Here is a 25,305-nt window from a genome sequence, read left to right as displayed (position 1 = left end):
CGCGCACAACTGACGCACTGTCGGTCCGGGCACGCCCGAACGGCGGTCGTCCCGCGCATCTACCGCGCCCCAACGAGGCCCCTTCGGTACGCTGCGGACGAGATGGTGATCGTATCGAGCGGCTGCCGGACGTCACGGCGCGGCTCCGTTCGCCGCGCCGCCGTCGACGTCCACGCGTCTTGGAGGTGCTGTGCTCGGCTCCGCTCCCGACTCTTCTCCGATCACCCGGCTTCGCGACCTGACGGCCGCCGGCTGGCGGCGAGTGCGGACGGACGCCTTCGGCGCCGAACCGACCGGCGCGCGGCTGGCCCGGATCCTGGCCAGCCCCAACTTCGTGGACGGCGCCTTCCGCAACCCGGTGCCGACCCGCCGCGTGGTCTATGAGCGCTCGCCGCTGGAGATCACCCGGGCCCAACTGGCGAGCAACCGCGCCCGCCGGGCGCCGACCCGCCCGATCCCGGTGCACCGGCTGCGATCGGCGGAGCTGGCGGAACCGCCGGCCTCGGGCCTGCGGCTGAGCTGGCTCGGCCACGCCACCGTGCTGGCCGAGCTGGACGGGCGGCGGGTGCTGTTCGACCCGGTCTGGGGGCTGCGCTGCTCGCCGTTCTCCGGGATCGGTCCCAGGCGGCTGCACCCGATGCCGATCCGGATCGCCGACCTCGGCCCGGTGGACGTGGTGGTGGTGTCGCACGACCACTACGACCACCTGGACATGACCTCGATCCAGGCGCTGATCGGCAGCGGTGCGCAGTTCGCGGCCCCGCTGGGGGTCGGCGCGCACCTGGAGCACTGGGGCGTGCCCGCCGAGCGGATCACCGAGCTGGACTGGTGGGAGTCGGCCGAGGTGGCCGGTCTCACCCTGACCGCCACCCCGGCCCGCCACTACTGCAGTCGCGGTCCGCGGACCAGCAGCCACTTCCTCTGGGCGTCCTGGGCGGTGGCCGGGCCGCAGCACCGGGTCTTCCACAGCGGCGACACCGGCTACTTCCCCGGGTTCGCCGAGACCGGGCGGCGACTGGGCCCGTTCGACGCGACCATGGTGCAGGTCGGCGCCTACAGCCCGTTCTGGCCCGAGGTGCACATGACCCCGGAGGAGGGCGTGCGGGCGCATCTGGAGCTGCGCGGCGATCTGCTGCTGCCGATCCACTGGGGCACCTTCAACCTGGCGCAGCACGCCTGGGAGGAGCCGGTGGAGCGGACCTTGGCGGCGGCCGCGGTGCTCGGTGCCGAGGTCGCGGTGCCGGTGATCGGGCGGCCGTTCGAGCCGGCCGCGCCGCCCGCGCTGGAGCCGTGGTGGCACGCGGTGGCCGCGCCCGGCCTGCCGGTTCCGGTGGACGGGCTCGCGCCGGCGGACGCGGAGTCGGCGCTGGCGGCGGCCGGGCAGGAGGACGAGGTCCCGGCCTGAGGGCGGCCGGGCGCCCCGGCTACCCAGCAGTAACACTGGCGTGGTGATCTGCCAGTATGTCGGGATGACGATCGACGCGCCGGCCCGCGAGCAGCAACCGGGCGAGCCCAAGCCCGTACACTTCCTCGACCTGCTGCGGATCGAGGAGCTGGACGAGAACCTCTACCGCGGCTGGTGCCACGCCGGCGCCCCGCTGCGGGCGTTCGGCGGCCAGGTGGCCGCGCAGGCCCTCACCGCGGGCGGTCGCACCGTCGACCCGGCACGGCACGTGCACTCGCTGCACGGCTACTTCATGCGCCCCGGCGATCCGCGCCGTGCGATCGTCTACCAGGTGGAGCGGCTCAGGGACGGCCGCTCCTACGCCACCCGCCGGGTCACGGCGGTGCAGCGCGGCGAGGCGATCTTCACGCTGTCCGCCTCGTTCAAGGTCCTGGAGACGAGCCGCGAGCGCCAGCGCACCATGCCGCCGGTGCCGGGCCCGGAGGGGTTGGAAGACCCGTTCCCCACCTGGGCCGCCAACGACCCGGACGACTTCCGCAAGGCCCTCGGCTACCACTCGCTGGAGATCCGGTTCGTCCCGCCGGACGCACCGGGCATGCCGCCGGAGCTGCCCGGGGTGCCGCAGCAGTTCGTCTGGCTGCGCACCGGCACCCCGCTGCCCGCCGACGACCCGCTGATCCAGACCTGCGCGCTGACCTACCTCTCGGATCTCACGCTGGCCTCGACCACCGCATTGCACGTGCAGAAGCACCCCTTCCAGCGCACCGACCCGACCAAGGTGTCGCTCGCCTCGCTGGACCACGCGATGTGGTTCCACCGACCGATCCGGGCCGACGAGTGGGTGCTGTTCGCCCAGCGGAGCCCGTCGGCGTCGGACGGGCGCGGGTTGGCGCTCGGCGAGTTCTACGACCGCGACGGGGTGCTGGTGGCTTCCGCCGTCCAGGAGACCCTGCTCCGGGAGCTCAGACCCGAAGTGATGTGACGTTACGTAAGTCGGACTTGCCATGATCCGTTTCGATGTGTGCCACCTGGGCTGCGTTCATCCCGGTGTCGTCATCGTTTAACACCGGAGTGGAATGCTCCTCATCATGGACGAACCGCGCTTCCCCGACCGCTCACCGCTGAGCGGTCACGACCCCGTTGACCAGGTGCGCTTTCCGCTGCCCAAGCGCCACCGCCGACTGCTGGCGTGCGCCGCGGTGGCCGCCTCGGTGGCGCTCGGCGGCCTCGGCGTGGGTGCCACCGTGGAGACCGTCGGGCACCAGCAGGTCTCGGTCAACGCGGGCGCGGCGCACTGACGGTGACCTCTGGTCAAGCACTGGCCCACCGACCCTGACACCCCGTCAACTCTGAGGTCCCGTCAGGCAGTCCCTCAGCGACGGGAGTGCCGCCCCGTCCCGCCCGCCGGCAGCTCGCCGAGCTCCGCCGCGTAGCGGGCGGCGGGCGCCAGCAGCCGCCAACCGCCCCGGCCGGCCGCGGCCGCCGGGTCCGGGGCGATCAGGCCCAGGCGATGCAGCAGCTCCAGCACCTCGCGCCGGAACGCGGCGCGGTCCGACAGATGGGCCCGGCGCTCGGCGTCGCCCCCCGGCTCCTCCGGGTGCCACTCGTCGGCGACGTCCCCGAGGATCCCGTCTATCAGCGCCTCCGCGATCGGCACCCCGACCTCCGCCGGCTCGCCCGGCAGCGGCCGCAGCTCCTCCACCAGGCGCTCCACCAGCAGCAGCGCCGCCTCCGCCAGCGGCCCGGGGCCGGGCAGCCTGAGGTCGGTCAGCTCGCCGGCCGGGTCGAGCAGCGCCACACCCTCCGCCCGGATCTCGGCGACCAGGCCGAGGAAGTCGGCGAACAGCTCCGCCTCCCGCTCCCGGGCCTCCCAGAGCCACTCGTGCTCCAGCCCAGTGAGCTCCTGCACCAGCAGCACCGGGGTCTCGGCCAGCCGCCGCCGCACCGCGACCGGGATGGTGGTGCGCGGCACCGGCGGGTCCTCCGGCTGGGCCGGCCGGCAGGCGGCGGCCAGCGCGGCGGCCAGCGCATGGTTCGCGCCGTGCCAGGCCTCGGGCAGTTCGGTGATCGCCCGCCACTCGGTCAGCTGGGCGACGGCGGCGGCCACGTCGGCCGTCTCGACGGTCACCGACTCGGCGGCGCAGGTCTGGGCGATCCGGGCGGCGAGCTGACCCGGGGGCCAGCGGTCCGGGCCGAGCAGCACCACCGCGAGGGCCGCCGCGAGCGCCGCATAGCGCCGCGGCGTGCCCGGGGCCCCGGCCAGCAGCAACTGGCGCCCGGCGCCCGGGCCGAGCTCGGCCTTGACCAGCCGGGCGAAGCCGTCCCCGGCGAGCAGCGGATAGCCGAGCAGCTCGGCGAACCGCTCGGTGAGCCACGCGACATGACGGTTGATCAGGACGAACGCCGGTGCGTCGGCGGTCACCAGCGGCTGGGCCAGCAGCAGCCGGGCCGCGGCCCGCCGCTCGGTGGCCTGCACGGCGCTGGCCTCGCGCTTGCGGTGCCGTCCCGCGCTGCCGCGGACGGCCGGTACGGTACCGGCCGGGGCCGGGCGGCGGCCGCGCCGGGCCCGGGGCAGCGGTTGATGGACCGTCGGGCCGTGCCACCAGCTGACCGCCGGCAGATCAGCGGCGGCCGGCGCGGGGGCGGTCCCGAAGTGCCGGGCGCCGTAGAGGCCGAACGCGTCGGTGAACAGCTCGTGCGCCTGGCACGGCTCGCATGCGGCGAACCGGCGGGCCAGCAGCAGCAGCTGGTCGGCCTCGGGCTGCCGGCTGCGGGTGGGCTCGGCGGCGGGGGCCGCGAACTCGGTGCGCCTACGGAGGGTCATGGTGCCGCCGGGCAGTTCGGTGCCGTGCAGCGCTCCGCCCCCGTTCACGCGCCCCTCCGCCGTGCCGCCCGTCTCGCCTGCCGTCTTGCCTGCCGCCTTGCTGCGGGAGCCACCGATGACTCCCGACGGGACAGCCTAAGGCACCTGACGGGGCGCCCGTGGACGACGCGGGTCGGTGCGCCCTCTACGCGTCGGTAACAATGTCTTCCGGCCGACCCGCCACGTCAATTATCGTGCCGGAGTTCCCGTACCAACTCACACCGGAGATCCGTTGTCCCGGGATCCCCGTCCCCAGCCCGGAGGGCATCAGCGCATGTTGCACAGCCTCACCACCAGCGGCCGTCTCGCCGGGCGGGCCCGCGGCCTGTTCTCCGCCTTCGCCGCGACCTCGGCCGCGCACCTCGGTTCGCTGCTCACCGGCACCTCGGTGGCCGAGCAGGCGACCAAGCCCGCCCTGATGCCGCTGCTGGCCGCGCACGCGGTCGCCACCGAGGGGCCGACGCCGTCGCTGCTCACCCCCGCGCTGGTGGCCAGTGCCGCGGGCGACGTGCTGCTGCAGTTCGACTCCGAGCCCGCCTTCCTAGCCGGCATGGGCTCCTTCGCGGCGGCACACGTCTGCTACATCGCGATGTTCGCCAAGCAGGGCGCGATGACGGACCGTCGGCGGCTCGCCATCGTGGCGGCCGGCTACGCGCTGGCCTGGGCGGTGCTGCTCAACCAGCTCTGGCCGGGGCTGGGCGCGCTGAAGGTCCCGGTGGCCGGCTACAGCCTGCTGCTGGCCAGTACGGCGGTGGCCTCCACCGGCCTGGGCCTGCGGGCCGGCCTGGGCGGCGGGCTCTTCCTGCTCTCCGACACCCTGATCGCCACCCGGCTGGCCGGCTGGAAGCAGCTCCCGGGCCACGAGTTCTGGATCATGTCGACCTACCTCGTGGCCCAGTACCTGCTGGCCACCGCCGCCCTCAAGGCGGAGGCCCAGCGCGCGCAGGACTAGAGGCAACGCCGTTCAGTTTGGGCGTGGGGGTCGTTTGTCAGGACCGGTAGGCAAAGCAGCGGAGCCGACCGGGCCGGCTTCACCGCCGCGCCGGCCGCCGCCCGCGACCAACTCGTCCTGGCGGCGGGCGTCATCGCCGACACCGTCATCGACCTGGTCAGGGTCATCGGCCGCCACATACTGGCCCACCTCCTGCCCCAGCGGCGGGTCCGCACCAAAGACCGCATCGTCAAACGAGCGATCTCCAAGTACAACGCACACCGACCCGCCATCGACCGAGCCAGCTACAAGGCCACCATCAGCATCACCATGCTGACAATCGACCCTTGACGCCACCCAACCCGGCCCAACTGAACGGCGTTGCTGCTATACCGTCGTGCCGTGATCGCTACGGCAACCGCACCCGCAACCACTCCCCCTGCCCGTCTCTCGATAGCCGGGCACGGCCGTTTCGTGGCGGCGATCGTCATCGACTCGGTCGGCACGGGGGTCTTCATCCCCGTCACGATGCTGTACTTCCTGGCGACGACCTCGCTGTCGCTGGTGCAGGTGGGCGCGGCGCTGACGGCGGGCGGGCTGCTGGCGCTCCCGGCGGGCCCCCTCGTCGGCGGGGTGATCGACCGGTACGGCTCCAAGCCGGTGCTGCAGGCGGCCAACCTGGCCCAGGCCCTCGGCTTCGCCGGGTATCTCGTCGTGGACCACACCTGGCAGATCGCCGTCTGCGCCTGGGTGAACAGCGCCGGCCGCGCGGTGTTCTTCGGCTGCTACGGCGTGACCGTCACGGCACTGGCCGCTCCCAGTGACCGCGAGCGCTGGTTCGGCCTGCTCGGGTCCATCCGCAACCTCGGATACGCGCTCGGCGGACTCCTGGCCGCCGTCGCCGTCGGTGTCGGGACACACAGCGTCTACACCGCGATCGTGGCCGTCAACGCCGTGTCGTACGTAGCCGCCTTCGCCCTGATGCGGGCCGTTCCGAACGCCAGGCCGGAAGCCGGGCGCGACGCCGCCGGAGGCTGGCGGCGAGTGCTCCGGGACTGGCGGTTCCTGCCGGTCGTCGGACAGCAGCTGTGCTTCGCCGTCTCCCTGTACTCCTTCAGCATCGCGATCCCGGTCTACGCCGTCCACGTGCTGGGGCTGCCAGGCTGGACGGCCGGGGCGGCCTTCGTGCTCAATACCCTGATGGTCGGTTTCGGTCAAAGCGTCGTCGTCGGCCGGCTGCGAGGACGCGTCCGCAGCCGGGTCCTCGTCGCAGGGCACGTCGCCTTCGCCGTCGGCTACCTGCTGTTCCTCGCCGCCGACGGCATGGCCGTGACCGCCGTCGTCGTCGGCGTCCTACTGCTCGGCGCAGCCCTATACACGCTCGGCGAGATCCTCGGCGGCCCGGTCTCTTCGACGATCGCCGCGGAGAGCGCCCCGGACGCCCTGCGCGGCCGGTACCTCGCCTTCAACCAACTCGCCGTGACCCTCGCCGGAGCAGCCGTCCCGATCGTGCTCTCCGGACTACTGTCGACGGGGGCTTCCGCGACCTGGTTGCCCCTGGTCGGCGTCAGCGTCCTCGGAGCGACACTCGCCACCGTGGTCGGCAGGACGGTGCCGGCGGCGCGGAAGCGCATCGGGAACGGCTAGTAGCAACGCCGTTCAGTTGGGCCGGGTTGGGTGGCGTCAAGGGTCGATTGTCAGCATGGTGATGCTGATGGTGGCCTTGTAGCTGGCTCGGTCGATGGCGGGTCGGTGTGCGTTGTACTTGGAGATCGCTCGTTTGACGATGCGGTCTTTGGTGCGGACCCGCCGCTGGGGCAGGAGGTGGGCCAGTATGTGGCGGCCGATGACCCCGACCAGGTCGATGACGGTGTCGGCGATGACGCCCGCTGCCAGGACGAGTTGGTCGCGGGCGGCGGCCAGCGCGGCGGTGAAGCCGGCCCGGTCCGGATCGGTGCCCGGGACGCTGTCGGTCGCGTCCGGCATGGCGATCCGCAGCGCCTGGGTAGGTCACCAGCAGAGCCCAGACCTCCTGCTCGACCCCGGAGGGGATGCGGGCACGCAGGACCCGTCCACCCAGAATCGTGGACTCGAGCTCCGGGTACGCCGTTTCGACCTCCCAGCGCTCGTGGTAGACCCGGATGAGCTCGTGTGCCGGGTGCGGGGATGGATCGGTGAGGGTGGTCAGCAGCACGATCCGGGTCAACTCGCCGATATGACCCGGCGCGAACGCACCACTCGCTACATTGGCCGTCCGCGTTGTGGCAGTCTGTTTCAACAGCGGGGCTCCCGTGGTGAGGATGTCTTGGAGTGACAGACCTCTTCTACGGCAGCTCCGCTGCTTTGCCTACCGGTCCTGACAAACGACCCCCACGCCCAAACTGAACGGCGTTGGGACTAGAGGTCGAGGTCGACCACGACCGGCGCGTGGTCGGAGGTGCCCTTGCCCTTGCGGGCCTCGCGGTCGACGTAGCTGTCGCTGACGGCGGCGGCGAACGCGGCGTTGCCGTACACCAGGTCGATCCGCATGCCGCGGTTCTTCGGGAACGCGAGCTGGCGGTAGTCCCAGTAGGTGTAGGGGCGGTCGTACTTGAGGGGGCGCGGCACCACGTCGGACAGGCCGGCCGCGCGCAGGTCGGCCAGCGCCTGGCGCTCCAGCGGGGTGACGTGGGTCTGGCCCTCGAAGGCGGCCAGGTCGAAGACGTCCTCGTCGGTCGGGGCCACGTTGTAGTCGCCGAGCACCGCGAACGGGCGCTCGGCGGCCGCGTCCTCGGCGATGTCCTGACGGAGCGTCGCCAGCCAGTCCAGCTTGTAGCGGTAGTGCGCGTGGCCCACCTCGCGCCCGTTGGGCACGTAGACCGACCAGACCCGCACCGGCCCGCAGGTGGCCGCGATGGCGCGCGGCTCCAGCTCGGGCAGCAGCGCGTCGTCCGCCTGGTAGCCGGGCTGGTTGGGCAGGCCGCGCACCACATCGGCGAAGCCCACCTTGGAGATGATCGCCACGCCGTTCCACCGCCCGGTGCCGTGCGCCTCGGTCTCGTAGCCGAGCTCCCGCACCGCGTCATAGGGGAAGGCGTCGGTGGCGACCTTCAGCTCCTGCAGGCAGAGCACATCGGGCTTGGCGCTCTCCAGCCACTCCAGCAGCTTGGGCAGCCGCGCGGTCACGGAGTTGATGTTCCAGGTGGCGATGCGCAGGGTCACGACGAAGGCCTTAGCTAGCGGACGGAACGGACATTCAACGACTACGGACGTTCAACGCCTGACGATGTTCAACGCCTGACGATGTTCAACGCCTGACGATGTTCAACGCTTGAGGACGTTCAACGACTGACGACGTTCAACGACTGACGACGGGCGCCCGGAGGTCACCCGTCCTCGAATCTACCGCCGCCCACCGACAGGTCCGGTCAGGTCGGCTCCTCAGCGGTCCGGCCGGACCACCGCCGCCGACCCGCCGCCGCGGCGCACCGGCTCGGCGGCGGCCAGCCAGCGCCCGTCCGGCAGCCGCTCCACGCCGGTGGCCGCACCGATCTCCGGATTGAGCGTGAAGGTCTGCCCCAGCGTCTTCAGCCCGTTCAGCTCGGGCAGCGCCAGGAACGCCGGCTCGGCCTCGGTGGCGGCCAGGTTGCGCTGGCTGGCCCGGGGCGCGGCGATCGCCTGCTCCAGGCTGAGGCCGCGGTCGATCCGGCCGAGCAGCACCTGCAGCACCGTGGTGATGATGGTGGCCCCGCCCGGCGAGCCCTCGGCGAACGCCACCTTGCCGTCGCGCAGCACGATGGTCGGCGAGATCGACGAGCGCGGCCGCTTGCCGGGTCCCGGCAGGTTGGGGTCGGGCACTCCGGGGGTGTTGGGCGCGAAGGAGAAGTCGGTCAGCTCGTTGTTGAGCAGGAAGCCGCGGCCGGGCACGGTGATCGCGCTGCCGCCGGTCTGCTCGATGGTCAGGGTGTAGGAGACCGCGTTGCCCCAGCGGTCGGCGACCGTGAGGTGGGTGGTGTTGGGGCCCTCGTGGGTCTCCTGGACGGCCGGGCCTGCGGTCGACGGGCAGCTGCCCGGGTGGTACGGGTCGCCCGGGGCCAGCGGGCTGGTCTGGGCGTGGTCGGGGTTGATCAGGCAGGCGCGCGAGTCCGCGAACCGCTCGGAGAGCAGTCGGCCGGCCGGCACCTGGTTGAACGCCGGGTCGCCCACCCAGCGGTTGCGGTCGGCGAAGGCGATCCGGCTGGCCTCCAGGAACCGTTGGTAGTACTGGGTGTCGTCCGCCTTCGACAGGTCGCCGCTCGCCTGCAGCAGGTTGAGTGCCTCGCCCACCGTGGTGCCGCCGGAGGAGGACGGCGCGATGCTGTAGACGTCGTAGCCGTGGTAGTTGACGTGGGTGGGCGCCTGCTGGTGCACCGCGTAGGCGGCCAGGTCGGAGGGGGCCAGCTTGCCGGGGCGCGCCACCCGGGTGCCGGCCGGGTCGACCGGCGGGTGCTGCACGGTGTCGGCGATGTCCCGGCCGATGTCGCCCTGGTAGAGCGCCTCGATGCCGTCCCGGCCGATCTCGCGGTAGGTGTTCGCCAGGTCGGCGTTCTTCAGCACCGAACCGACCACCGGCAGCCGGCCGTTCGGCAGGAAGAGCTGCCGGGTCGCCGGGAAGTCCTTGAACCGGTCCTGGTTCTGCGCGGTCTGGTCGTGGAACGTCTGGTCGACGACGAAGCCGTGGTCGGCGAGCTTCTCGGCCGGCTTCAGCAGCTCGCCCAGTGGGCGGCTCCCCCACAGGTTCAGCGCCTGCTGCCAGGTGGCGAGGCTGCCGGGCACTCCGACCGACAGGCCGCTGGTGACGGCGTCGGTGAAGGGCAGCGGCTGCCCGTTCTCCAGGAAGAGCGAGGAGTCGTCGGCCTTCGGCGCGGTCTCCCGGCCATCCAGGGTGAGCACTTGGCGGCTGTGCGCGTCGTAGTAGACGAAGTAGCCGCCCCCGCCGATGCCGGAGGAGTACGGCTCGGTGACGCCGAGCGCGGCGGCGGTCGCCACCGCGGCGTCCACCGCGTTGCCGCCGTTGCGGAGCACCTGGATGCCGGTGGCGGTGGCGTCGGCGTCCACCGAGGCGACGGCGCCGCCGTAGCCGGCCGCCTCGGGGACCTTGGGCGGCGGGGTGGCGGCCCAGGCGGGAGCGGTGGCCGCCTGGGCGGGAGCGGTCGTGCAGAGCGCGGCGGCGGCCAGGGCGAGGGCGACGGGTAAAGCGGAACGGGTCGGCAGGCGCATCGGGCGGACCTCCTGAGTCGGCGTCAGGTCCCCTCTTCTTTCATACCGCGAGCGCCCGGACAACAGTGCGGTGCGGCGCCATTGTGGTGAACCCCGCGCCCCGGCGGCCCGCGCTGCCACTCGGGCGGCCCCCTCGCGCCCAGACTGGGCCGAAAGGGGAACCGAGGAGAGGTGCGCGGCGGATGCGGCGGCGGTTGCGGAACGAGCAGCTGAGGCGGGACAAGGCGGCGCGGGTGACCGAGCTGCGCGGACAGCGGGAGCAGGCCCGGCACGCCGCCGTGGACTCGCGGCACCGGGAGCTGGCCGAGCACGCCGAGGCCGGGGCCGACTACCTCGACGGGCGGCTGCCGTTCCTGGACGCGGCCAAGGGCCTGGTGCGCAAGGTCTTCCCCGACCACTGGTCGTTCCTGCTCGGCGAACTGGCGCTCTACAGCTTCATCCTGCTGCTGCTCACCGGCGTCTACCTGACGTTCTTCTTCAGGCCCTCGATGGGCGAGCTGGTCTACCAGGGCAGCTATCTGCCGCTGCACGGTGTGCGGATGACCGAGGCCTACGCCAGCACCCTGCGGATCAGCTTCGACGTGCGCGGCGGGCTGCTGATCCGGCAGGTGCACCACTGGGCGGCGCTGGTCTTCGTGGCCTCGATCGGGGCCCATCTGCTGCGGATCTTCTTCACCGGCGCCTATCGCCGCCCGCGCGAAATCAACTGGCTGATCGGCCTGACGCTCTTCCAACTCGCCCTGGTGGAGGGCTTCGCGGGCTACTCGCTCCCCGACGACCTGCTCTCCGGCACCGGTCTGCGCACCGCCCACGGGTTCATGCTGGCCGTCCCGCTGGTCGGCACCTACCTCGCGTTCTTCGCGTTCGGCGGCGAGTGGCCCGGCCAGGACATCGTGCCGCGCCTCTACACCACCCATGTGCTGCTGCTGCCAGGGTTGTTGCTGGCTCTGGTGACAGTGCATCTGATCCTGGTGTTCTACCTCAAGCACACCCAGTGGGGCGGCCCGGGCCGCAGCGGCCGCAATGTGGTCGGCAAGCCGGCCTTCCCGCACTTCGCCGTGCAGACGGGCGCGTTGCTGGCGCTGGTCTCCGGGGTGGTGGCGGTGCTGGCGGCGGTCGGGCAGGTCAACCCGATCTGGAACTACGGCCCGTACCGCCCCGACCAGGCCTCGACGGATGCCCAACCCGACTGGTACATGGGCTTCCTGGAGGGTGCGCTGCGGCTGATGCCGGGAACCGAGACCAGGCTCTGGGGGCACACGGTGTCGTGGAACCCGCTGCTGCCGACGATCGTGTTCCCGATCGTGCTGTTCATCGCGCTGTACGCGTATCCGTTCGTGGAGCAGTGGATCACCGGCGACCGCAGCGAGCACCACCTGTGCGACCGGCCGCGCAACCGGCCGACCCGCACGGCGGTGGGGGTGGCGGGGTTCACCGGGTACGCGGTGCTGCTGATGGCCGGCGGGCAGGACGTGCTGGCGTACTGGTTCGACATCTCGGTGAACGATCTGAACTGGGTGCTGCGGGTCGGCCTGTTCGTGGCACCGGCGGCGGCGTTCTGGCTGACTCGCTGGCTCTGCCTGGCACTTCAGGCGCGGGATCGGAAGCGGTTCGACTCCGGGGTGCCGACGGGGTTCGTGCGGCAGTCGGCGGCGGGCGGCTTCGAGCAGGACCACGTTCCACTGACCAGTGGTCAGAAGTTTACTCTGGCCATGGACCGGGCACCGGAGCCGATGGCGGCCGCCGACGACTCGCGGCGGGAGCGGCTGCGGGCGGCGCTGAGCGGGTGGTACTACCGGGACCGGGTGCGTTGAACACGCCAGCCACGTTGAACACCCCCTTGTTTCCAGGGATCTGACTGCGCAAAGCTATCGCGCATGATCAAGGTTTTCTCAGTGAGACTGGGGTCTACAAAAGTCCCGTTCGGGCAGTTCTATGGCGGCCTGGACGGTTGGCGCGGTATGCAGGCGGTCTACCGGTTCGCCACCGACAAGAAGCACTTCATCATCGTCCCGATCCATGCCTACCTGATCGACCACCCCGACGAGGGGCTGATCCTGGTCGACGCCGGTATCAACTGGCAGCAGACCCATGAACACGGCGACTACTACCGGGGAATCGCCCACTACCTCTTCGACGAGGACGAGTACCAGCTCAGCCGCGACGAGGAGCTCCCCGCTGCACTGGCGCGGTTGGGCTACCGCGCCGAGGATGTCCGCAAGGTCGTGGCGACCCATCTGCACGAGGACCACATCGGCGGCCTCTCCTACCTCCCCAACGCCGAACTGGTGATCAGCAAGGACGAGTGGACCAATCGCCACTGGAAGCTCTTCGGCTTCCTCCCGATGGTCTACCAGCCGTCGCTGGAGGCGGCCCGGAAGATCACCACCATCGACTACGACTCGGGTGGCCACCAGAACTTCGACGCCAGCCATGACCTCACCGCCGACGGCACCGTCAAGGTGCTGCCCACTCCGGGCCACACTCCGGGACACCTCTGCGTGCTGGTCCAACTCGACGGCTACCAGCTGCTGATCACCGGCGACACCCTCTACACCCTGCGCCACCTCGCCAACGATGACGTCCAGGCCTTCGGGGCGGGCGACTGGGTGCCCAACCAGAATGCCTCGATCCGTCAGATCGCCGAACTCCGGCGACGGATGCCGGAGTTGATCCTCGCTCCCGGACACGACCACTCCGACTACCAGTTCAAGCACCTGGCGCCCGGCCTGGCGAAGGGCGGGCTGACGCCCGAGGAGCGGGCCGCCATCCGGGCCTACGAGGAGACGGTCTTCACGGCAGGCGGCCGGCTCCACCCGGAGGCGATTCCGCGTTACCTCCCGGGCACCGGCGCCGACCACGTGGGGCGGGTCAGCGGCTGAGACGGATCACGGCGGCCGGGCGGGCCTTCGCGCTACCTGGATCGCCGTGCCCGGTTCACACACCGGCCCGGTGGCCGAGCCTGGCGGGGTAGTCGGGCAGCTCGGCGAGTTCCGCCACCTTCTCGCCCGCCTTGAGCATCCAGTTGAGGATGGCGCGCCGGCTCAGCAGGGTGTTGCGCAGTCGCAGACCGGTGCGGGACTTGGGCGCCAGGAACCTGCCGGTTCGGTCGCCGCCCTGCTGGCAGGTCCGGGCATAGTCGCGCAGCCGTCGCTCGTAGGCGGGGAAGGCGGCGCGGTGATCGCCGTCGGCGAGGGCGAGTTCACCGGCGAGGACGTAGGCGGCGACGATGCCGGTGCCGGTGCCCATGCCGCCGATGGTGGCGCCGCAGGCCGCGTCGCCGACCAGGGCGATCCGCCCGGACGACCAGCTGGGCAGATCCGCGCGGCTGATCGAGTCGAAGTACAACTCCTCTGCCGTGTGCAGGGATTCGAGCATCCGCGGGACCTCCCAGCCGAGACCGGTGAAGGCCTGGGTGATCAGGGCCTTCTGCTGGTCCAGGTCATGGCGGTCGTAGTCGAGCCGGGGTGAGGCGAAGACCGCGAAGGCACCGGCGGTCTGCGGATCGCGGCGGCCCGCGCCGATGCTGGCGAGCCGGCCGGGGGCGTTGTAGCCGACCGAACCGTGCGCAAGGCCAGGGTGGTCGGGGAGTTGCCAGGTGGCCGCGTAGTAGCCGAGGTGGGTGACGTAGCGCTCCTCACGGCCGAAGGCGAGGCGGCGGACGTTGGAGTGCAGCCCGTCCGCGCCGATCACCAGGTCGAACTCCCGCGGTGCGGCGTGCCGGAAGGTGACGTGGACTCCGGTGGCCGTCTCGGCGAGGCCGGTGATCGAGTCGCCGAAGAGGTAGTCGGCGCCGGGGCGACTGTGTTCGTAGAGCAGGTGGGCCAGGTCGCCGCGCTCCACCTCGACCGCGCCGCCCGCGAACTCAGCCGGCAGGTGCAGCAGTTGCCGGTTCTTCTCGTCCACGAAGGTGATCGGGTGGCCACCGGTGCTGATCCGGCGCAGCTCGTCCAGCACGCCCATCCGCTCCAGCACGGTCAGGTGGGTCTCGCCCCGGAAGTCCACCGCCTGGCCGCCGGCGCGGATCGCGGGTGCGAGCTCGACCACGGTGGGTTCGAAGCCGTTCCGCGCGAGCCAATAGGCCAGTGCCGGACCGGCGATGCTCGCGCCGGAGATGAGAACAGTCTTGCCCATGATTCCTGCCCCCTCATGTCAACTGTGTCCACTGGACACTATTTGATGTGTGTACTGTAGACACAGTTTTGGGCGAGCGGCAAGGGGCAGGCAGTGAGCGACGAACCGAATGCGGCCATGCGCCTGCTGTGGGGCCCACCCCCGAAGCCCACCCGAGGCCCGAAGCCGGCGCTCTCGCTGACAGGCATCGCAGAGGCCGGCATCGAGATCGCGGACTCGCAGGGCCTGGCGGCGCTGTCCATGCAGCGCCTTGCCGGGGCGCTCGGCTACACCAAGATGTCGCTCTACCGCTATGTGCCGGGGAAGGCCGAGCTGATCGCGCTGATGGTGGAGCAGGCGATGGGCGAGCCCCCGGCGAGCCGGGAAGCCGACTGGCGGGGGCAACTCGGCGACTGGGCGCGCCGGTTGTACGCCGTCTTCGCGCACCACCCGTGGCTGCTGGACGCCACCGTCGGCCCGCGCCCGATCGGGCCCGCCGAGGTCTCCTGGATGGAGCGGGGCGTCTCGGCCCTCGCCCACACCCGGCTCACCGGCGCCGAGCAGCTCGACGCCCTCGCACTGCTGGCCGGCCACGCTCGCGGGATCGCCGTGCAGGCCCGGGCGAGCGCCCAGCCGGAGTCCCAGCTGACCGCCGTACTGGGTGAGTTGATGACCACCCAGCGGGACCGCTTTCCGGCCGTGGCCACCGCGATGGCCTCGGTCGCCGAATCCGGGGGCCAGAACCAAGCCTTGGAGTTCGGCCTGGACCGCATCCTGGCGGGCTTGGACGCACTGATCGCGGAGCGGGCCGACCCTTGCTGAGCCAGGGATCGTTTGTGATGATCTAGCGCATGTCCGAAGCTCATGGTGTGTGCCGGTGATCGTCGTCGAACTGCTCTTCGCCCTCATGCCGTTGGCCTGCTGGCTCGCGCTGGCGCGGACGCCCGTCGTGGGCACCCTGGTGGGACTGCTGCTGACGGGCTGCGCGGTGCTGGTCACCGGCGTCCATGAAGACTGGTTCACCACCAGAGCGAAGGCCGAGGTCTACGTCGGCCTGGCCCCCGCCGCACTGCTCCTCATCGCCGCCGGGGCGCTGGCCGAACGGGGGCTTCGCGGACCGCGCGCCAAGCGGGTGTACTCCGGCCGATCCGGCGGTGCCTGGGTGGCGTTGGTCGCCTACCTCGTCTTCTTCGGCCTGTTGGGCACCCCGGTCTACCTGATGTTCACTCACGACTCCTTCGTCCCGTCCACCGACGAAGTCCTCCCCCTGCCCTCGGGGTTGACCCTGCTCTCCAAGGACGACAACGGCGTCTGCGGCTCCGGCACCTGCAGCTCGGGGGTGGAGGTCGGCAGCCCCTCCGGCCTCTCCGGCGACGAGATCGCCGGCCGCCTGCGCACCACCCTGACCAACGACCGCGGCTGGCACCTGGACCGCGACAACTCCGGCTGCCGCCCCAACGGCTGGCTCCTGGACCGCCGCCGGCTCTGCCTCAGCCTCACCGTCCACGACCGCTCGGTGGACGTCCTCCTGGCGGGTGCGGACACCTACCACGGCTAACCGAGTGCATACTTGATGGATCATCAGGCCGTGCTCGCCTGCCCTGCCGCCCTACAGTGGCAGCATGGTCAACCGGACAGAGAAAGCCCTGCCGGCAGGGAACGTTGACAGCCGGCCGCGCGGCCGCCACGCCGCCCGCCGTTCGCGCGGGGGCGGCGGGCTCGCCCGCTCCTCCGCACTGATGGCGATCGGCACCCTGGTCTCACGCGCCACCGGCCTGATCCGCCTGGTCCTGCAGGGCTCCGCGCTGGGAGCCGCGCTGGTGGCGACCACCTACAACACCGCGAACACCGTGCCCGTGAGCCTCTACGCGCTGCTGATCGGCGGCGCGCTCAACGCGGCTTTCGTACCTCAGCTGGTCCGCGCCCGCCTGGAGCACGCCGACGGCGGACGCGCCCACGAGCAGCGCCTGCTGACCCTGGTGCTGTGCGCCCTCGGGATCGGCACGGCGGGCGCCGTGCTGGCCGCCCCGCAGATCGTCGGCCTCTACCTGCCCGACTCACCCGCCCACCACGACGCCTTCCAACTCACCGTGGTCTTCGCCCGGTTCCTCCTGCCCCAGATATTCTTCTACGGACTGACCACCGTTCTGGGCCAACTCCTCGGCGCCCGCGAGAGGTTCGGCGCCGTCACCTGGACTCCGGTACTGAACAACGTGGTCCTGATCACCCTGTTCGGCCTCTACACGGCACTGATGACCACGCCGCACAGCATCAGCGACGTCACCCCGGCCCAGGTCCGCCTCCTCGGCATCGGGACCACCACCGGCATCGCCCTGCAGGCCCTCGCCCTCGTCCCCTACCTGCGCGAGACCGGCTTCCGCTGGCGGGTCCGCTTCGACTGGCGCGGCGTGGGGCTGCGCTCCAGCGTCAGCGCGGCCCGCTGGACGCTGCTGTTCGCCTTGGCCAACCAGGCGGCCATCACCGTGGTCACCAACTACGCCAACGCCGCCGACCTCGCCATGCGCGACGCCGGAGTCGGCAACACCGCCTACAGCTACGCCCAGACGATCTGGGTCCTGCCGCAGTCCATCGTCACCGTCTCACTGATCACCGCGTTGCTGCCACGACTCAGCCGCGCGGCGGCCGAGAAGCGGATCGACGACGTGCGCGACGACCTCTCCCGAGCGCTGCGGGTCAGCGGCGTCGTGATCGTCCCCTGCGCCTTCTTCTTCCTCCTCTTCGGCCCGCAGATCACCACCCTGCTCTTCGCCCACGGCGCCGCCGACACCTCCACCACCCGGCCCATGGGCTACATGCTCCAGGCCCTCGCCCTCGGCCTGATCCCCTTCTCCGCCCAGTTCCTGCTGCTGCGCGGCTTCTACGCCTTCGAGGACTCCCGCACCCCGTTCTGGATGGCCACCTGGATCGCCGGCAGCAACATCGCCCTCGCCACCGCCTGCCACCTCCTGCTCCCCACCCGCTGGGCGGTCACCGGGATGGCCGCCGCCTACAGCCTCTCCTACGGCATCGGGCTCCTCATCACCGCACAACGCCTGCGTCGCCGCATGGCCGGCCGCCTCGACGGCAAGCAACTCAGCCGCACCTACGCCAAACTCACCGCCGCCGCAGCCACCGCCGCCCTCACGGCCTGGGGCGCGGCACACCTGCTCCCCACCACAACCCCGCTATGGGGCCCACTACTTACCCTGACGGCGGGCGGCGGCGCGATGCTGCTGCTCTTCGTACTCCTCGCCCGCCTGCTGCGGATCACCGAACTGCGATCCCTGGGCCTGCCGGGGCTGCGTGGCTAGGTACCGTGTTCGCTTGACTACCGACAGTGCCCCAGGGTTGGACTGCCCGTGCCGCGAGTCCTGGAGTAGGCGTGTCCGGTAAGCCAAGTGTCGACGCCGTGCTGCTGACGATGAACGACCGTCCCGCCGAACTGCGGGTGGCCATGGAGTCGTTGCTGTCCCAGTGCGATGTCGACCTTCGGATCGTGATCGTCGGCAACGGCTGCGAGCCCGACCATGTGCCCTTGGGGTCGAGGCGTGCACCACCCGGCCACGAACCCCGCCCGGCACAAGCCCTACTATCGGATGGTGGCCCGTAATCGCGTCTGGGTCGCGTACCGGCTCCTCCCGATTCCGCTGATTCCCGTCTACCTGGCCGCCTGGGTGGCCATCAGCGCCTGGAGGTTCCGGTCGTCGGGCAACCTCGGCGTCTGGTTCAGGGGGCTGGCCGAGGGCCTGCGCGGCGACTGATTCGAGACGGGCATCGGGCCCGCAGGGGGGAGCAACGAGCGTGCGGTACGTCGACCTTGACGCCACGATCGGCAAGTTGACCGGTGTCCTCGACCCTCACCCCTACCTCGCGATGCTCCCCGAGCTGGGCGCCGATCTGCCCGCGGGCGCGGCGGCGTTCGCCACCGACCCGGAGCATTACAACTTCACCGGCCAGCGTTGTGTGAAGGACCTGACGCTCGATGGGTTCCTGTCCGATGCGGGCGAGGCCGACGCCCTGGAGTTGCGGTTCCGCCACAACTGCTGGAAGCACGAGGAGGATCTGGTCATCCGCTACCAGGGTGTGACCGACATCCGGCTCGAAGGTGCGATCCGGGAGGAGCTCGGACCGCTCATCCTGGACGAGATCCTCCCCCATCAGCAGGGCTGCACCCATGAGTTGGCCTTCCGTCCGGGGCGGCTGACAATCACGGCCGCCGACCTCGCGGCGGTCTGGATCGAAGCGAACTGCGCTGAAGCACGCAAGGGTTGAGGTCAGGGCAGCGCCAACCGCCGGAATTCGTCGCGGAGATCGCCCATCGGCTGCCGATCCGTCGTGTAGTAGACCTTGTTGGTGAGCAGGACCGCCCAGTGTCCTCGCTTCGGGGACAGCCACATCGCAGTGCCGGTGAAGCCGGTGTGGGCCCAGATCCGGTCGGCGAGGTCGGTTCCCGGAGCGGGGTGCCAGAACAGGCCGCGCGGCGGTTCGAGGGCGCCGGTGTGGACGGCGAGCGACAGTTCGGTCCAGGCCGGGCCGAACACGGGCGGCGGTGCGGGCGCGGTGGCGGGGTCCAGCAGGTAGCGCAGGAAGCGGCCAACGTCGCCGGCGGTGGCGAATGCACCCGCGATGCCGCAGACACCGCCGAGCAGGCGAGCCGACGGGTCGTGGACGATGCCCTTGAAGCGGATGCCCTCGTCCTGGTCGAACTCCGTGGGGGCGCAGCGGGCGGTCAACTCGGCTGGGAGCGGCCCGAATCGGGTCTCGTGCATCCCGAGCGGGCCCCAGATCCCGGTGGCGGCGAGGCGGTCGAGGGGCTGCACGGTGAGGTGCTCGGCCAGGTAGCCGAGGATCAGCGCGGCACGGTCGGTGTACTCGACGGCCTCGCCGGGCGGCCGGTGCAGCGCTTCGCGCAGGACACCGGCGCGGATGGCGGCGGGGTCGGTGCCGTAGCGCTGCTTCAGCTCGGCCAACAGGGGGACGCCGGCGGTATGGGTGAGGAGGTGGCGTGCGGTCACCTCGCCCAGGGGGTGGGCGGCCACCTCGGGCCAGTAGGTGCGCAGGGGTTGGTCGAGTGGCAGGCGGTCGGCCTCCCAGAGCGCGCCGATGGCGGACCAGACGGCGAGGATCTTGGTGAGGCTGGCGAGGTCGAACAGGGTGTCGGGGCGCATGGGTTCAGCGGGGCGATCGGGATCCAGCAGGCCTACGGCGCCCGCCTCCTGGGTGCCCGTCGCGTCGCCGACGGCCCACACCGCACCGGGGTACGCGCGCCGGGTGACGCCCTCGGCGAGGAGGTGGCGGATGCGGTCGGCGGTGGCGGTCATCGGTCCCCGATTCGCGGTGAGTTGGGTCCCCGTCCGGCCAGCGTAGTGCGTCGCGTTCCGGGAGTAGGGCAGGCGCTCACCGACCAGGAGTTCGCAGGCATCCGGGTCGCCACCAGCGGCCTGACAGTGAGCTGTCGGTGTGCTGACAGCCGTCGGCATGAGACTCGGTGACGCCCGATCAGGACATCGAACGAGAGAGCCATCTGTGCCCCGACCCCGCCTCACTTCCGCTTTCCGCATGGTGGCCGCTGCCGCCGCCGCGCTCCTGCTGGCCGGCCTGACCCCATCCGCAGCCACGGCGGCCGCGCCGTCTCCACCTGTGCCGCAACTGGACTGGAAGCAGCCCTGCGTGGAGCACTTCGAGTGCGACACCGCCCAGGTGCCCCTGGACTACCGCACCCCGCAGGGGCAGTCGATCCAGCTCGCCGTCATCCGCCACCGCGCCACCGACCCCGCGCACCGGATCGGCTCGCTGTTCTACAACCCGGGCGGCCCGGGCGGATCCGGCACCCAGGCCCTGCCCGCCGTGTACGACCTGTTTCCGGAGCAAGTGCGCAAGCAGTTCGACATCGTGAGCTTCGACCCGCGCGGCATCGGCAGCTCCACCACGCTCCACTGCTTCACGGACCCCGCCGCCGAACAAAGCCTGCTCAGCCGACTCCCCGCAGGCTTCCCGGTCGGTGAGGAGCAGCAGTCGGCCTGGGCCGACACGTACGCACGCTTCGGCCGCCAGTGCGCCGACAGCGACAGGACGGGCCTGCTGGCCCACCTCTCCACCGCAGACGTCGCCCGCGACCTGGACGTGCTGCGCCAGGCCGTCGGTGACAAGCAGCTCAGCTACCTGGGCACCTCGTACGGGACGTTGCTGGGAGCCACCTACGCCAACCTGTTCCCCGGCCGGCTTCGCGCGATGGTCCTGGACAGCGCCATCGACCCGGTCGCCTGGACCACTGGCCGCAACCCGCAGGACCGCGCTCTGACGCCGTTCCTGCGCACCGGCAGCGACCTCGCCTCGGCCCGCGCGCTCGACGCATTCCTCGACCGCTGCGGTGCCGCCGACCCCGCGGCCTGCGCCTTCTCGGCGGGCAGTCCGGAGGCGACCCGCGCCAAGTTCACCCAGTTGCTCGACCGGCTGCGCCGTGGGCCGGTCACGGTCGGCACCCCGCCGCAGGCACTGACGTACGACTACGCGTCCGCGGTCTCGATCGTCACGTCGATGCTGTACGCGGCGTCGCCGGTGCCGGGCTTCCCCGACACCGGCTGGGCAGCCCTGGGCGCGCAGTTGCAGGGCCTGTGGACCGCCCTCGACACGCCGGCGGCGGCACCGCCCACCGGTGGCCTGCCCAGCCAGGCGCAGACCCTCGGCGTGCTGTGTGCCGACACGGCCAACCCGGCCATGGACGCGGACTACGCAGGCCTGGCCGATCTTGCCGGAGCGCGCTCCGGTGCCGTGGGCCCGTACTGGGTCTGGCAGACCCAGCGATGCGCGGCCTGGCCGGCCGAAGCCGCCCGCGACCGCTACGACGGCCCATGGAACCGCCCCACGTCCGCACCCATCCTGGTCGTCGCCAACACCGGGGACCCGGCCTGGCCCTACGAAGGCTCGCACGCCATGGCCGACACTCTTGCCCGTGGCCGGCTGCTGACCGTCGACGGCTACGGGCACACCGTCCTCGGCAACCCGAGCAGCTGTGCCGCCGGCTACGAGGAGCGCTACCTGGTCGACGGCCACCTGCCGCCGCGCGGGCAGGTGTGCGCACCGGACCGCCAGCCGTTCTAGTCAGATGCACGTAGGGGCGAACGCCGGACGCCGTCCTCGTCGCGGACGTCGAAGCCGTCCGTGCGGAGCCAGGTGACAGCGGCGTCGATGCAGCGGGCGTTTGAAAGGCATCCGGGGCGAACAGGGGAACCGGGAGGCGCTCTACCGGCGGACCGCCGAGATCAGTCCGCCGGGCCGCTCCTCGCCCTGCGGCGGGGTGCTGATCGGGCGGCCGTAGGCGGCAGCGCGCTCGCGCAGGGTGTGGCTGTCGGCCTCCCAGCCGTGCCCGGCCAGCCAGCCCACCGGGTCGTCGGGCATCTCCGAGACCCACATGGAGGCCGCCGATCCCGGCGCGGCGTCCCCGCCGAAGCGCTCGACCACGCCGCGCGAACCCAATGTCAGCCCCATCCGACTGCCTGGCGCCGACTGCGCGCTGATCCGGGCCAGCAGTAGCTCCACCGCATCCTCGGGCAGATAGATCAGTAGTCCTTCGGCGATCCACGCGGTCGGCAGGGCCGGGTCGTGCCCTGCGGCGGCCAGCGCGGCCGGCCAGTCCTCACGCAGATCCACCGCGACGGTGATCCGCTCGCAGCGTGCGACGGCCCGCTCCTGGCGCAGCACCGAAGCCTTGAAGTCCAGTGGCGCGGCGGTGTCGACCTCGAACAGCCGGGTGCCCTCGGGCCAGTCCATCCGGAAGGCCCGGCTGTCCATGCCGGCGCCGAGCAGCACGACCTGCCGGACCCCGGACGCGGCGGCCTGCTGCAACAAGTCGTCGAGGAACTTCGTCCTGATGACGATGGAGAACGACACGGCCAGCCGGCGGCGTCGCGCGGCCTCGTCATCGGGCGGCGGCGAGGAGGGCCACAGGCCGCCGGCGGTGGCGAAGGCCTGTGCCAGTGGGTCGCGGAACAGCGCGTCCTCCCGCTCGGTCTCCAGCGCCCGTACCCTGGCCACCCCGACCGCCGTGGCCCACACTCCCGACGGCTGCACCCGCTCCTGATGATCAGTCACCGCGCCAGCCTAGATGACCGATTCCAAGGGGCCCGATGAGGGGGGCCGGCTTCATGCGCGGCCAGCCAGTCATGCGCGCACTGCGACCTGAGTGGCAGTCAGGAACGGCGCCGGCGGAGCAGGCTGCCGGCCATCAGCGCGACGGCGGCCACGGCCATGCCGATGGCGATCCCGGTGTGGCGGACATACCTCACGTCCGGACAGACCCGACCCGTCTCGGTCCTTGCGAAGCAGTGCATGCCTGGGATCGGCTCGGCCACATGGACGAGCGCGGTCACCGCCGCGCCCAGGAGGAGAACGATCCCCAGACAGAAGAGGAACACACGTAAGGCCGTCATGCCGCTTGGACGGCCGAAACGCGGCATCCGTTCCCGGCCCCGCATGATGCACTTCGCAGCAGGGCCGTGGCCTGTACAGATCCCAACTCTGCTGTCGCCGACGGCGATAGGGCGGTGGGCCTCGGTCGGACCGCGCTTGGCCGGGGGCGTTCAGGGTGATGTGACCGGGCCGGACGGCCGGTCCCAGAGGTTGGCCAGGTGCGCGTGGAGGACGTCTGCCGCCTCTTGCGGGGTGAGATGGCCGATGAGGACGTGCGCGGTGAGACCGTCCGCCAGGGCGAGGAGGGTGCGGGCCTCTCGTTGCGGGTCGAGGGAGACGGCGTGCTCGGCGTTCGCGCCGGCTTCCCGGATGAGTCGGGTGAACGCCTCCTGCAGGGCTGCGTAGTTGGTCTTCAGCGTGTCGGCGAGCGACTCGCTGACAGCCGCTTGAGCGACGAAGGCGAGCCAGACCCGTGCCTCGGCGCGGTGTTCCTCCCGGAGCAGTGCGATTTCGGTGACCGCGTGGCCCAGGGCGGTGTCGGCTGACTTGGCCGGACTCCCGGCGAGGCGGGCCTGCACGCGCTCGGTGATCCGCTCGCCGATGTGCCCGAGCGCGAACACGAGCATCTCTTCCTTGGTCCGGAAGCATCGCTGGACGGCACCCATCGACACCTGCGCGCGGGCCGCGACGTCGCGCAGGGTGACGCCCTCCAGCCCGTGTTCGTCGGCGAGGAGGCAGACGGCCTCGGCGATCCGGCGGCGTCTGCCCTCGTGGTCCACCTGCCTGGGCATGGGCGGTCGCCTCCCGTTATTCGATGCGCTCGTATCGGTTCCCAGGCTACAGTTCCGATGCAAGTGCATCGGAACGTGGATGGGGAAAGGTGCGAGCATGCGGGACGCCCTGTGGAAGATGTCGGCCGCCGCCCAGGCGGCGGCGGTGCGCGGTGGTGAGATCTCGGCGGCCGAACTGGTCGACAGCCATCTGGAGCGCATCGCGGAGGTCAACCCGCGACTGAACGCGGTCACCCAGCTCCTGGCGGAGGGGGCCCGGGAGGCCGCCGTGCGGACGGACCGGCGGCGGGCCGCGGGCGAGGAGCTGGGTCCGCTCGCGGGAGTGCCGTTCACGGTGAAGGAGAGCACCGCCATCGAGGGCGTGCCGACCACGTTCGGCACTCCGCGCTTCCGCGATCTGGTGGCGCCGGCCGACGCGCCCCCGGTGGCGCGGCTGCGCGCGGCCGGCGCGATCCCGATCGGGCACAGCAACATGCCCACGCTGATCCTGGCCGGGATGCACACCCGCAGCGAACTCTTCGGCGACACGGTCAATCCCTGGGATCCCACTCGCACCCCGGGTGGCACGAGCGGGGGCGACGCGGTGGCCGTCGCGACCGGTATGGCCGCGCTCGGCCTGGGCAACGACTCCGGCGGATCGGTGCGGGTCCCAGCCCAGTTCTGCGGTGTGGCCGGACTGAAGCCGACCACCGGCCGCTTCCCGGCCGACCACCGCATCCTCGGCACGGACGATCCCGGCCCGGCGTCCCAGATGCTGGTCACCGACGGCCCGTTCGCCCGGACTGTCGCCGATCTGCGGCTGGCGTACGAGGTGTTGGCGGGCGCCGATCCGCGCGACCCGCGAGCCGTGCCGGTACCCGCGTACGGCGAGCCGCTCCCCGGGCCGGTGAAGGTCGCGGTCGTGGCGGATCCCGGCGGGCACGGCGTCCACCCCGCGGTGCGCGGAGCCATCGCGGCCGCTGCCGAGGCCCTGCGGGACGCCGGGTACGACGTGCGGGAGGTGCCGGACGTGCCGCGACTGGATGAAGCCCTGGAGGCGTACGGCCGGATCACCGTGACCGAGTTCGCCCCGACCTGGCCGGCGGTGCGCAGGCTCCTCGGGGACGGCGGCGACCGCTACATCGAGCTGGCGATGCAGCGGACCCCGCCCGCGACTGCGGACGAATTCATGAAGCTCATGGGCACCTGGATGAACATCCGCCGCTCCTGGGCCGAATTCCTCCACGAGTACCCGCTGTTGCTGGGCCCGTCGTTCACCGAACCACCCGTCGCACCGGGGCTGGAGTCGCGCGACAGGGCAGGGCGGGACCGGGTCGGGTCGGGGATGCGCCTGTGTACCGTGACCAGCTTCGTAGGCGTGCCCGGGGTGGCCGTACCGACCGGTCTGACCGACGGCCTGCCATCCGGAGTGCAGATCGTCGGGCGCGCGTTCCGGGAAGACCTCTGTCTGGCTGCGGCCCAGGCGATCGAGGACCGACTCGGCATCCTCACGCCGGTCGACCCGCGCGGGGACGTCCGGGCTGATTGAACCTCGCCGTGGCGCGGAAGTCGGGCA

Annotated in this window: 22 protein-coding genes and 2 pseudogenes; 14 read left to right on the top strand and 10 right to left on the bottom strand. The window is 71.6% G+C overall.

Annotated features, from left to right (window positions below; translation table 11 throughout):
- Window positions 1-220 precede the first annotated feature (220 nt).
- From P3T35_RS08390 to P3T35_RS08380, 3 genes are all read left to right on the top strand, one after another.
- Window positions 221-1,405, top strand: coding sequence for an MBL fold metallo-hydrolase (locus tag P3T35_RS08390; RefSeq protein WP_280705133.1), 1,185 nt, complete (start codon window positions 221-223; stop codon window positions 1,403-1,405).
- Window positions 1,406-1,469: 64 nt separating this feature from the next.
- Window positions 1,470-2,387 carry an acyl-CoA thioesterase II gene (locus tag P3T35_RS08385; RefSeq protein ID WP_101385466.1) on the top strand — a complete coding sequence of 306 codons (918 nt, stop codon included), beginning with the start codon at window positions 1,470-1,472 and terminating at the stop codon, window positions 2,385-2,387.
- A 106-nt stretch (window positions 2,388-2,493) separates the two neighbouring features.
- Window positions 2,494-2,703 carry a hypothetical protein gene (locus P3T35_RS08380; RefSeq protein WP_141632882.1) on the top strand — a complete coding sequence of 70 codons (210 nt, stop codon included), beginning with the start codon at window positions 2,494-2,496 and terminating at the stop codon, window positions 2,701-2,703.
- Window positions 2,704-2,777: 74 nt separating this feature from the next.
- On the opposite strand, the gene P3T35_RS08375 is transcribed toward P3T35_RS08380, so the two are convergent.
- Window positions 2,778-4,277, bottom strand: a complete 1,500-nt coding sequence (locus P3T35_RS08375; protein WP_101383689.1) for a DUF2398 family protein — start codon at window positions 4,275-4,277, stop codon at window positions 2,778-2,780.
- Window positions 4,278-4,542: 265 nt separating this feature from the next.
- Between P3T35_RS08375 and P3T35_RS08370 the strand changes: the two genes are divergently transcribed.
- On the top strand, window positions 4,543-5,220 hold the full coding sequence (locus P3T35_RS08370; RefSeq protein WP_101383688.1) for a lysoplasmalogenase: 678 nt from the start codon (window positions 4,543-4,545) through the stop codon (window positions 5,218-5,220).
- A 381-nt stretch (window positions 5,221-5,601) separates the two neighbouring features.
- The gene (locus tag P3T35_RS08365; RefSeq protein WP_280704863.1) at window positions 5,602-6,846 is read left to right on the top strand and encodes an MFS transporter; all 1,245 of its coding nucleotides are present in this window, start codon (window positions 5,602-5,604) and stop codon (window positions 6,844-6,846) included.
- Window positions 6,847-6,882: 36 nt separating this feature from the next.
- Here P3T35_RS08365 and P3T35_RS08360 read toward each other — a convergent pair whose 3' ends face one another.
- From P3T35_RS08360 to ggt, 4 genes and pseudogenes are all read right to left on the bottom strand, one after another.
- Window positions 6,883-7,185, bottom strand: a complete 303-nt coding sequence (locus P3T35_RS08360; protein ID WP_280705181.1) for a hypothetical protein — start codon at window positions 7,183-7,185, stop codon at window positions 6,883-6,885.
- Between the two features lie 79 nt (window positions 7,186-7,264).
- A pseudogene (locus P3T35_RS08355) lies at window positions 7,265-7,393 on the bottom strand (IS4 family transposase); the annotation flags it as partial.
- Between the two features lie 203 nt (window positions 7,394-7,596).
- Complete coding sequence (locus P3T35_RS08350) at window positions 7,597-8,394, bottom strand: exodeoxyribonuclease III (RefSeq protein WP_101385464.1); 798 nt, start codon at window positions 8,392-8,394, stop codon at window positions 7,597-7,599.
- A gap of 225 nt (window positions 8,395-8,619) precedes the next feature.
- Window positions 8,620-10,437: a gamma-glutamyltransferase gene (gene ggt / locus P3T35_RS08345; protein WP_101383687.1), complete on the bottom strand. Its 1,818-nt coding sequence runs from the start codon at window positions 10,435-10,437 to the stop codon at window positions 8,620-8,622.
- A 182-nt stretch (window positions 10,438-10,619) separates the two neighbouring features.
- Here ggt and P3T35_RS08340 point away from each other — a divergent pair, with 182 nt between their 5' ends.
- Together P3T35_RS08340 and P3T35_RS08335 are read left to right on the top strand one after the other, a co-directional pair.
- Window positions 10,620-12,251 (top strand): ubiquinol-cytochrome c reductase cytochrome b subunit, encoded by a 1,632-nt coding sequence (locus tag P3T35_RS08340; protein ID WP_101383686.1) that lies wholly within the window; start codon window positions 10,620-10,622, stop codon window positions 12,249-12,251.
- A gap of 81 nt (window positions 12,252-12,332) precedes the next feature.
- A complete protein-coding gene (locus tag P3T35_RS08335) occupies window positions 12,333-13,319 on the top strand; it encodes an N-acyl homoserine lactonase family protein (protein ID WP_180356737.1) in 987 nt (328 codons plus the stop codon).
- A 55-nt stretch (window positions 13,320-13,374) separates the two neighbouring features.
- On the opposite strand, the gene P3T35_RS08330 is transcribed toward P3T35_RS08335, so the two are convergent.
- Complete coding sequence (locus P3T35_RS08330) at window positions 13,375-14,571, bottom strand: FAD-dependent monooxygenase (RefSeq protein ID WP_101383684.1); 1,197 nt, start codon at window positions 14,569-14,571, stop codon at window positions 13,375-13,377.
- 93 nt (window positions 14,572-14,664) lie between these two features.
- Here P3T35_RS08330 and P3T35_RS08325 point away from each other — a divergent pair, with 93 nt between their 5' ends.
- From P3T35_RS08325 to P3T35_RS08305, 5 genes and pseudogenes are all read left to right on the top strand, one after another.
- On the top strand, window positions 14,665-15,372 hold the full coding sequence (locus P3T35_RS08325; protein WP_280704859.1) for a TetR/AcrR family transcriptional regulator C-terminal domain-containing protein: 708 nt from the start codon (window positions 14,665-14,667) through the stop codon (window positions 15,370-15,372).
- A gap of 55 nt (window positions 15,373-15,427) precedes the next feature.
- Window positions 15,428-16,108, top strand: coding sequence for a hypothetical protein (locus P3T35_RS08320; RefSeq protein ID WP_143676987.1), 681 nt, complete (start codon window positions 15,428-15,430; stop codon window positions 16,106-16,108).
- A gap of 64 nt (window positions 16,109-16,172) precedes the next feature.
- Window positions 16,173-17,861: a murein biosynthesis integral membrane protein MurJ gene (murJ, locus tag P3T35_RS08315; RefSeq protein ID WP_101383681.1), complete on the top strand. Its 1,689-nt coding sequence runs from the start codon at window positions 16,173-16,175 to the stop codon at window positions 17,859-17,861.
- Window positions 17,862-17,971: 110 nt separating this feature from the next.
- Window positions 17,972-18,305 (top strand): annotated as a pseudogene (locus P3T35_RS08310) (hypothetical protein); the annotation flags it as partial.
- Between the two features lie 46 nt (window positions 18,306-18,351).
- Entirely contained in the window at window positions 18,352-18,822 is a 471-nt protein-coding gene (locus tag P3T35_RS08305; protein WP_101383680.1) for a hypothetical protein, read from the top strand.
- Between the two features lie 2 nt (window positions 18,823-18,824).
- Here P3T35_RS08305 and P3T35_RS08300 read toward each other — a convergent pair whose 3' ends face one another.
- Window positions 18,825-19,871, bottom strand: coding sequence for a serine hydrolase domain-containing protein (locus P3T35_RS08300; RefSeq protein ID WP_101383679.1), 1,047 nt, complete (start codon window positions 19,869-19,871; stop codon window positions 18,825-18,827).
- 238 nt (window positions 19,872-20,109) lie between these two features.
- Here P3T35_RS08300 and P3T35_RS08295 point away from each other — a divergent pair, with 238 nt between their 5' ends.
- Window positions 20,110-21,651, top strand: a complete 1,542-nt coding sequence (locus P3T35_RS08295) for an alpha/beta fold hydrolase (protein ID WP_180356736.1) — start codon at window positions 20,110-20,112, stop codon at window positions 21,649-21,651.
- A 141-nt stretch (window positions 21,652-21,792) separates the two neighbouring features.
- Here P3T35_RS08295 and P3T35_RS08290 read toward each other — a convergent pair whose 3' ends face one another.
- The 3 genes from P3T35_RS08290 to P3T35_RS08280 all read right to left on the bottom strand — a co-directional run bounded on the left by P3T35_RS08290 (window position 21,793) and on the right by P3T35_RS08280 (window position 23,750).
- Window positions 21,793-22,641, bottom strand: coding sequence for a class I SAM-dependent methyltransferase (locus P3T35_RS08290; protein WP_101383677.1), 849 nt, complete (start codon window positions 22,639-22,641; stop codon window positions 21,793-21,795).
- 98 nt (window positions 22,642-22,739) lie between these two features.
- Entirely contained in the window at window positions 22,740-22,979 is a 240-nt protein-coding gene (locus tag P3T35_RS08285) for a hypothetical protein (protein WP_143676985.1), read from the bottom strand.
- 150 nt (window positions 22,980-23,129) lie between these two features.
- Complete coding sequence (locus P3T35_RS08280) at window positions 23,130-23,750, bottom strand: TetR family transcriptional regulator C-terminal domain-containing protein (RefSeq protein WP_101383675.1); 621 nt, start codon at window positions 23,748-23,750, stop codon at window positions 23,130-23,132.
- A 97-nt stretch (window positions 23,751-23,847) separates the two neighbouring features.
- On the opposite strand from P3T35_RS08280, the gene P3T35_RS08275 reads away from it, so the two are divergent.
- Window positions 23,848-25,278 (top strand): amidase, encoded by a 1,431-nt coding sequence (locus P3T35_RS08275; RefSeq protein WP_101383674.1) that lies wholly within the window; start codon window positions 23,848-23,850, stop codon window positions 25,276-25,278.
- Window positions 25,279-25,305: the final 27 nt, after the last annotated feature.

Origin of the sequence: Kitasatospora sp. GP30 (assembly GCF_029892145.1) — a bacterium.
Lineage (GTDB): Bacteria > Actinomycetota > Actinomycetes > Streptomycetales > Streptomycetaceae > Kitasatospora > Kitasatospora acidiphila.
Note: the sequence above shows the minus strand (reverse complement) of the source record. Positions and strands in the feature narration are given on the sequence as shown.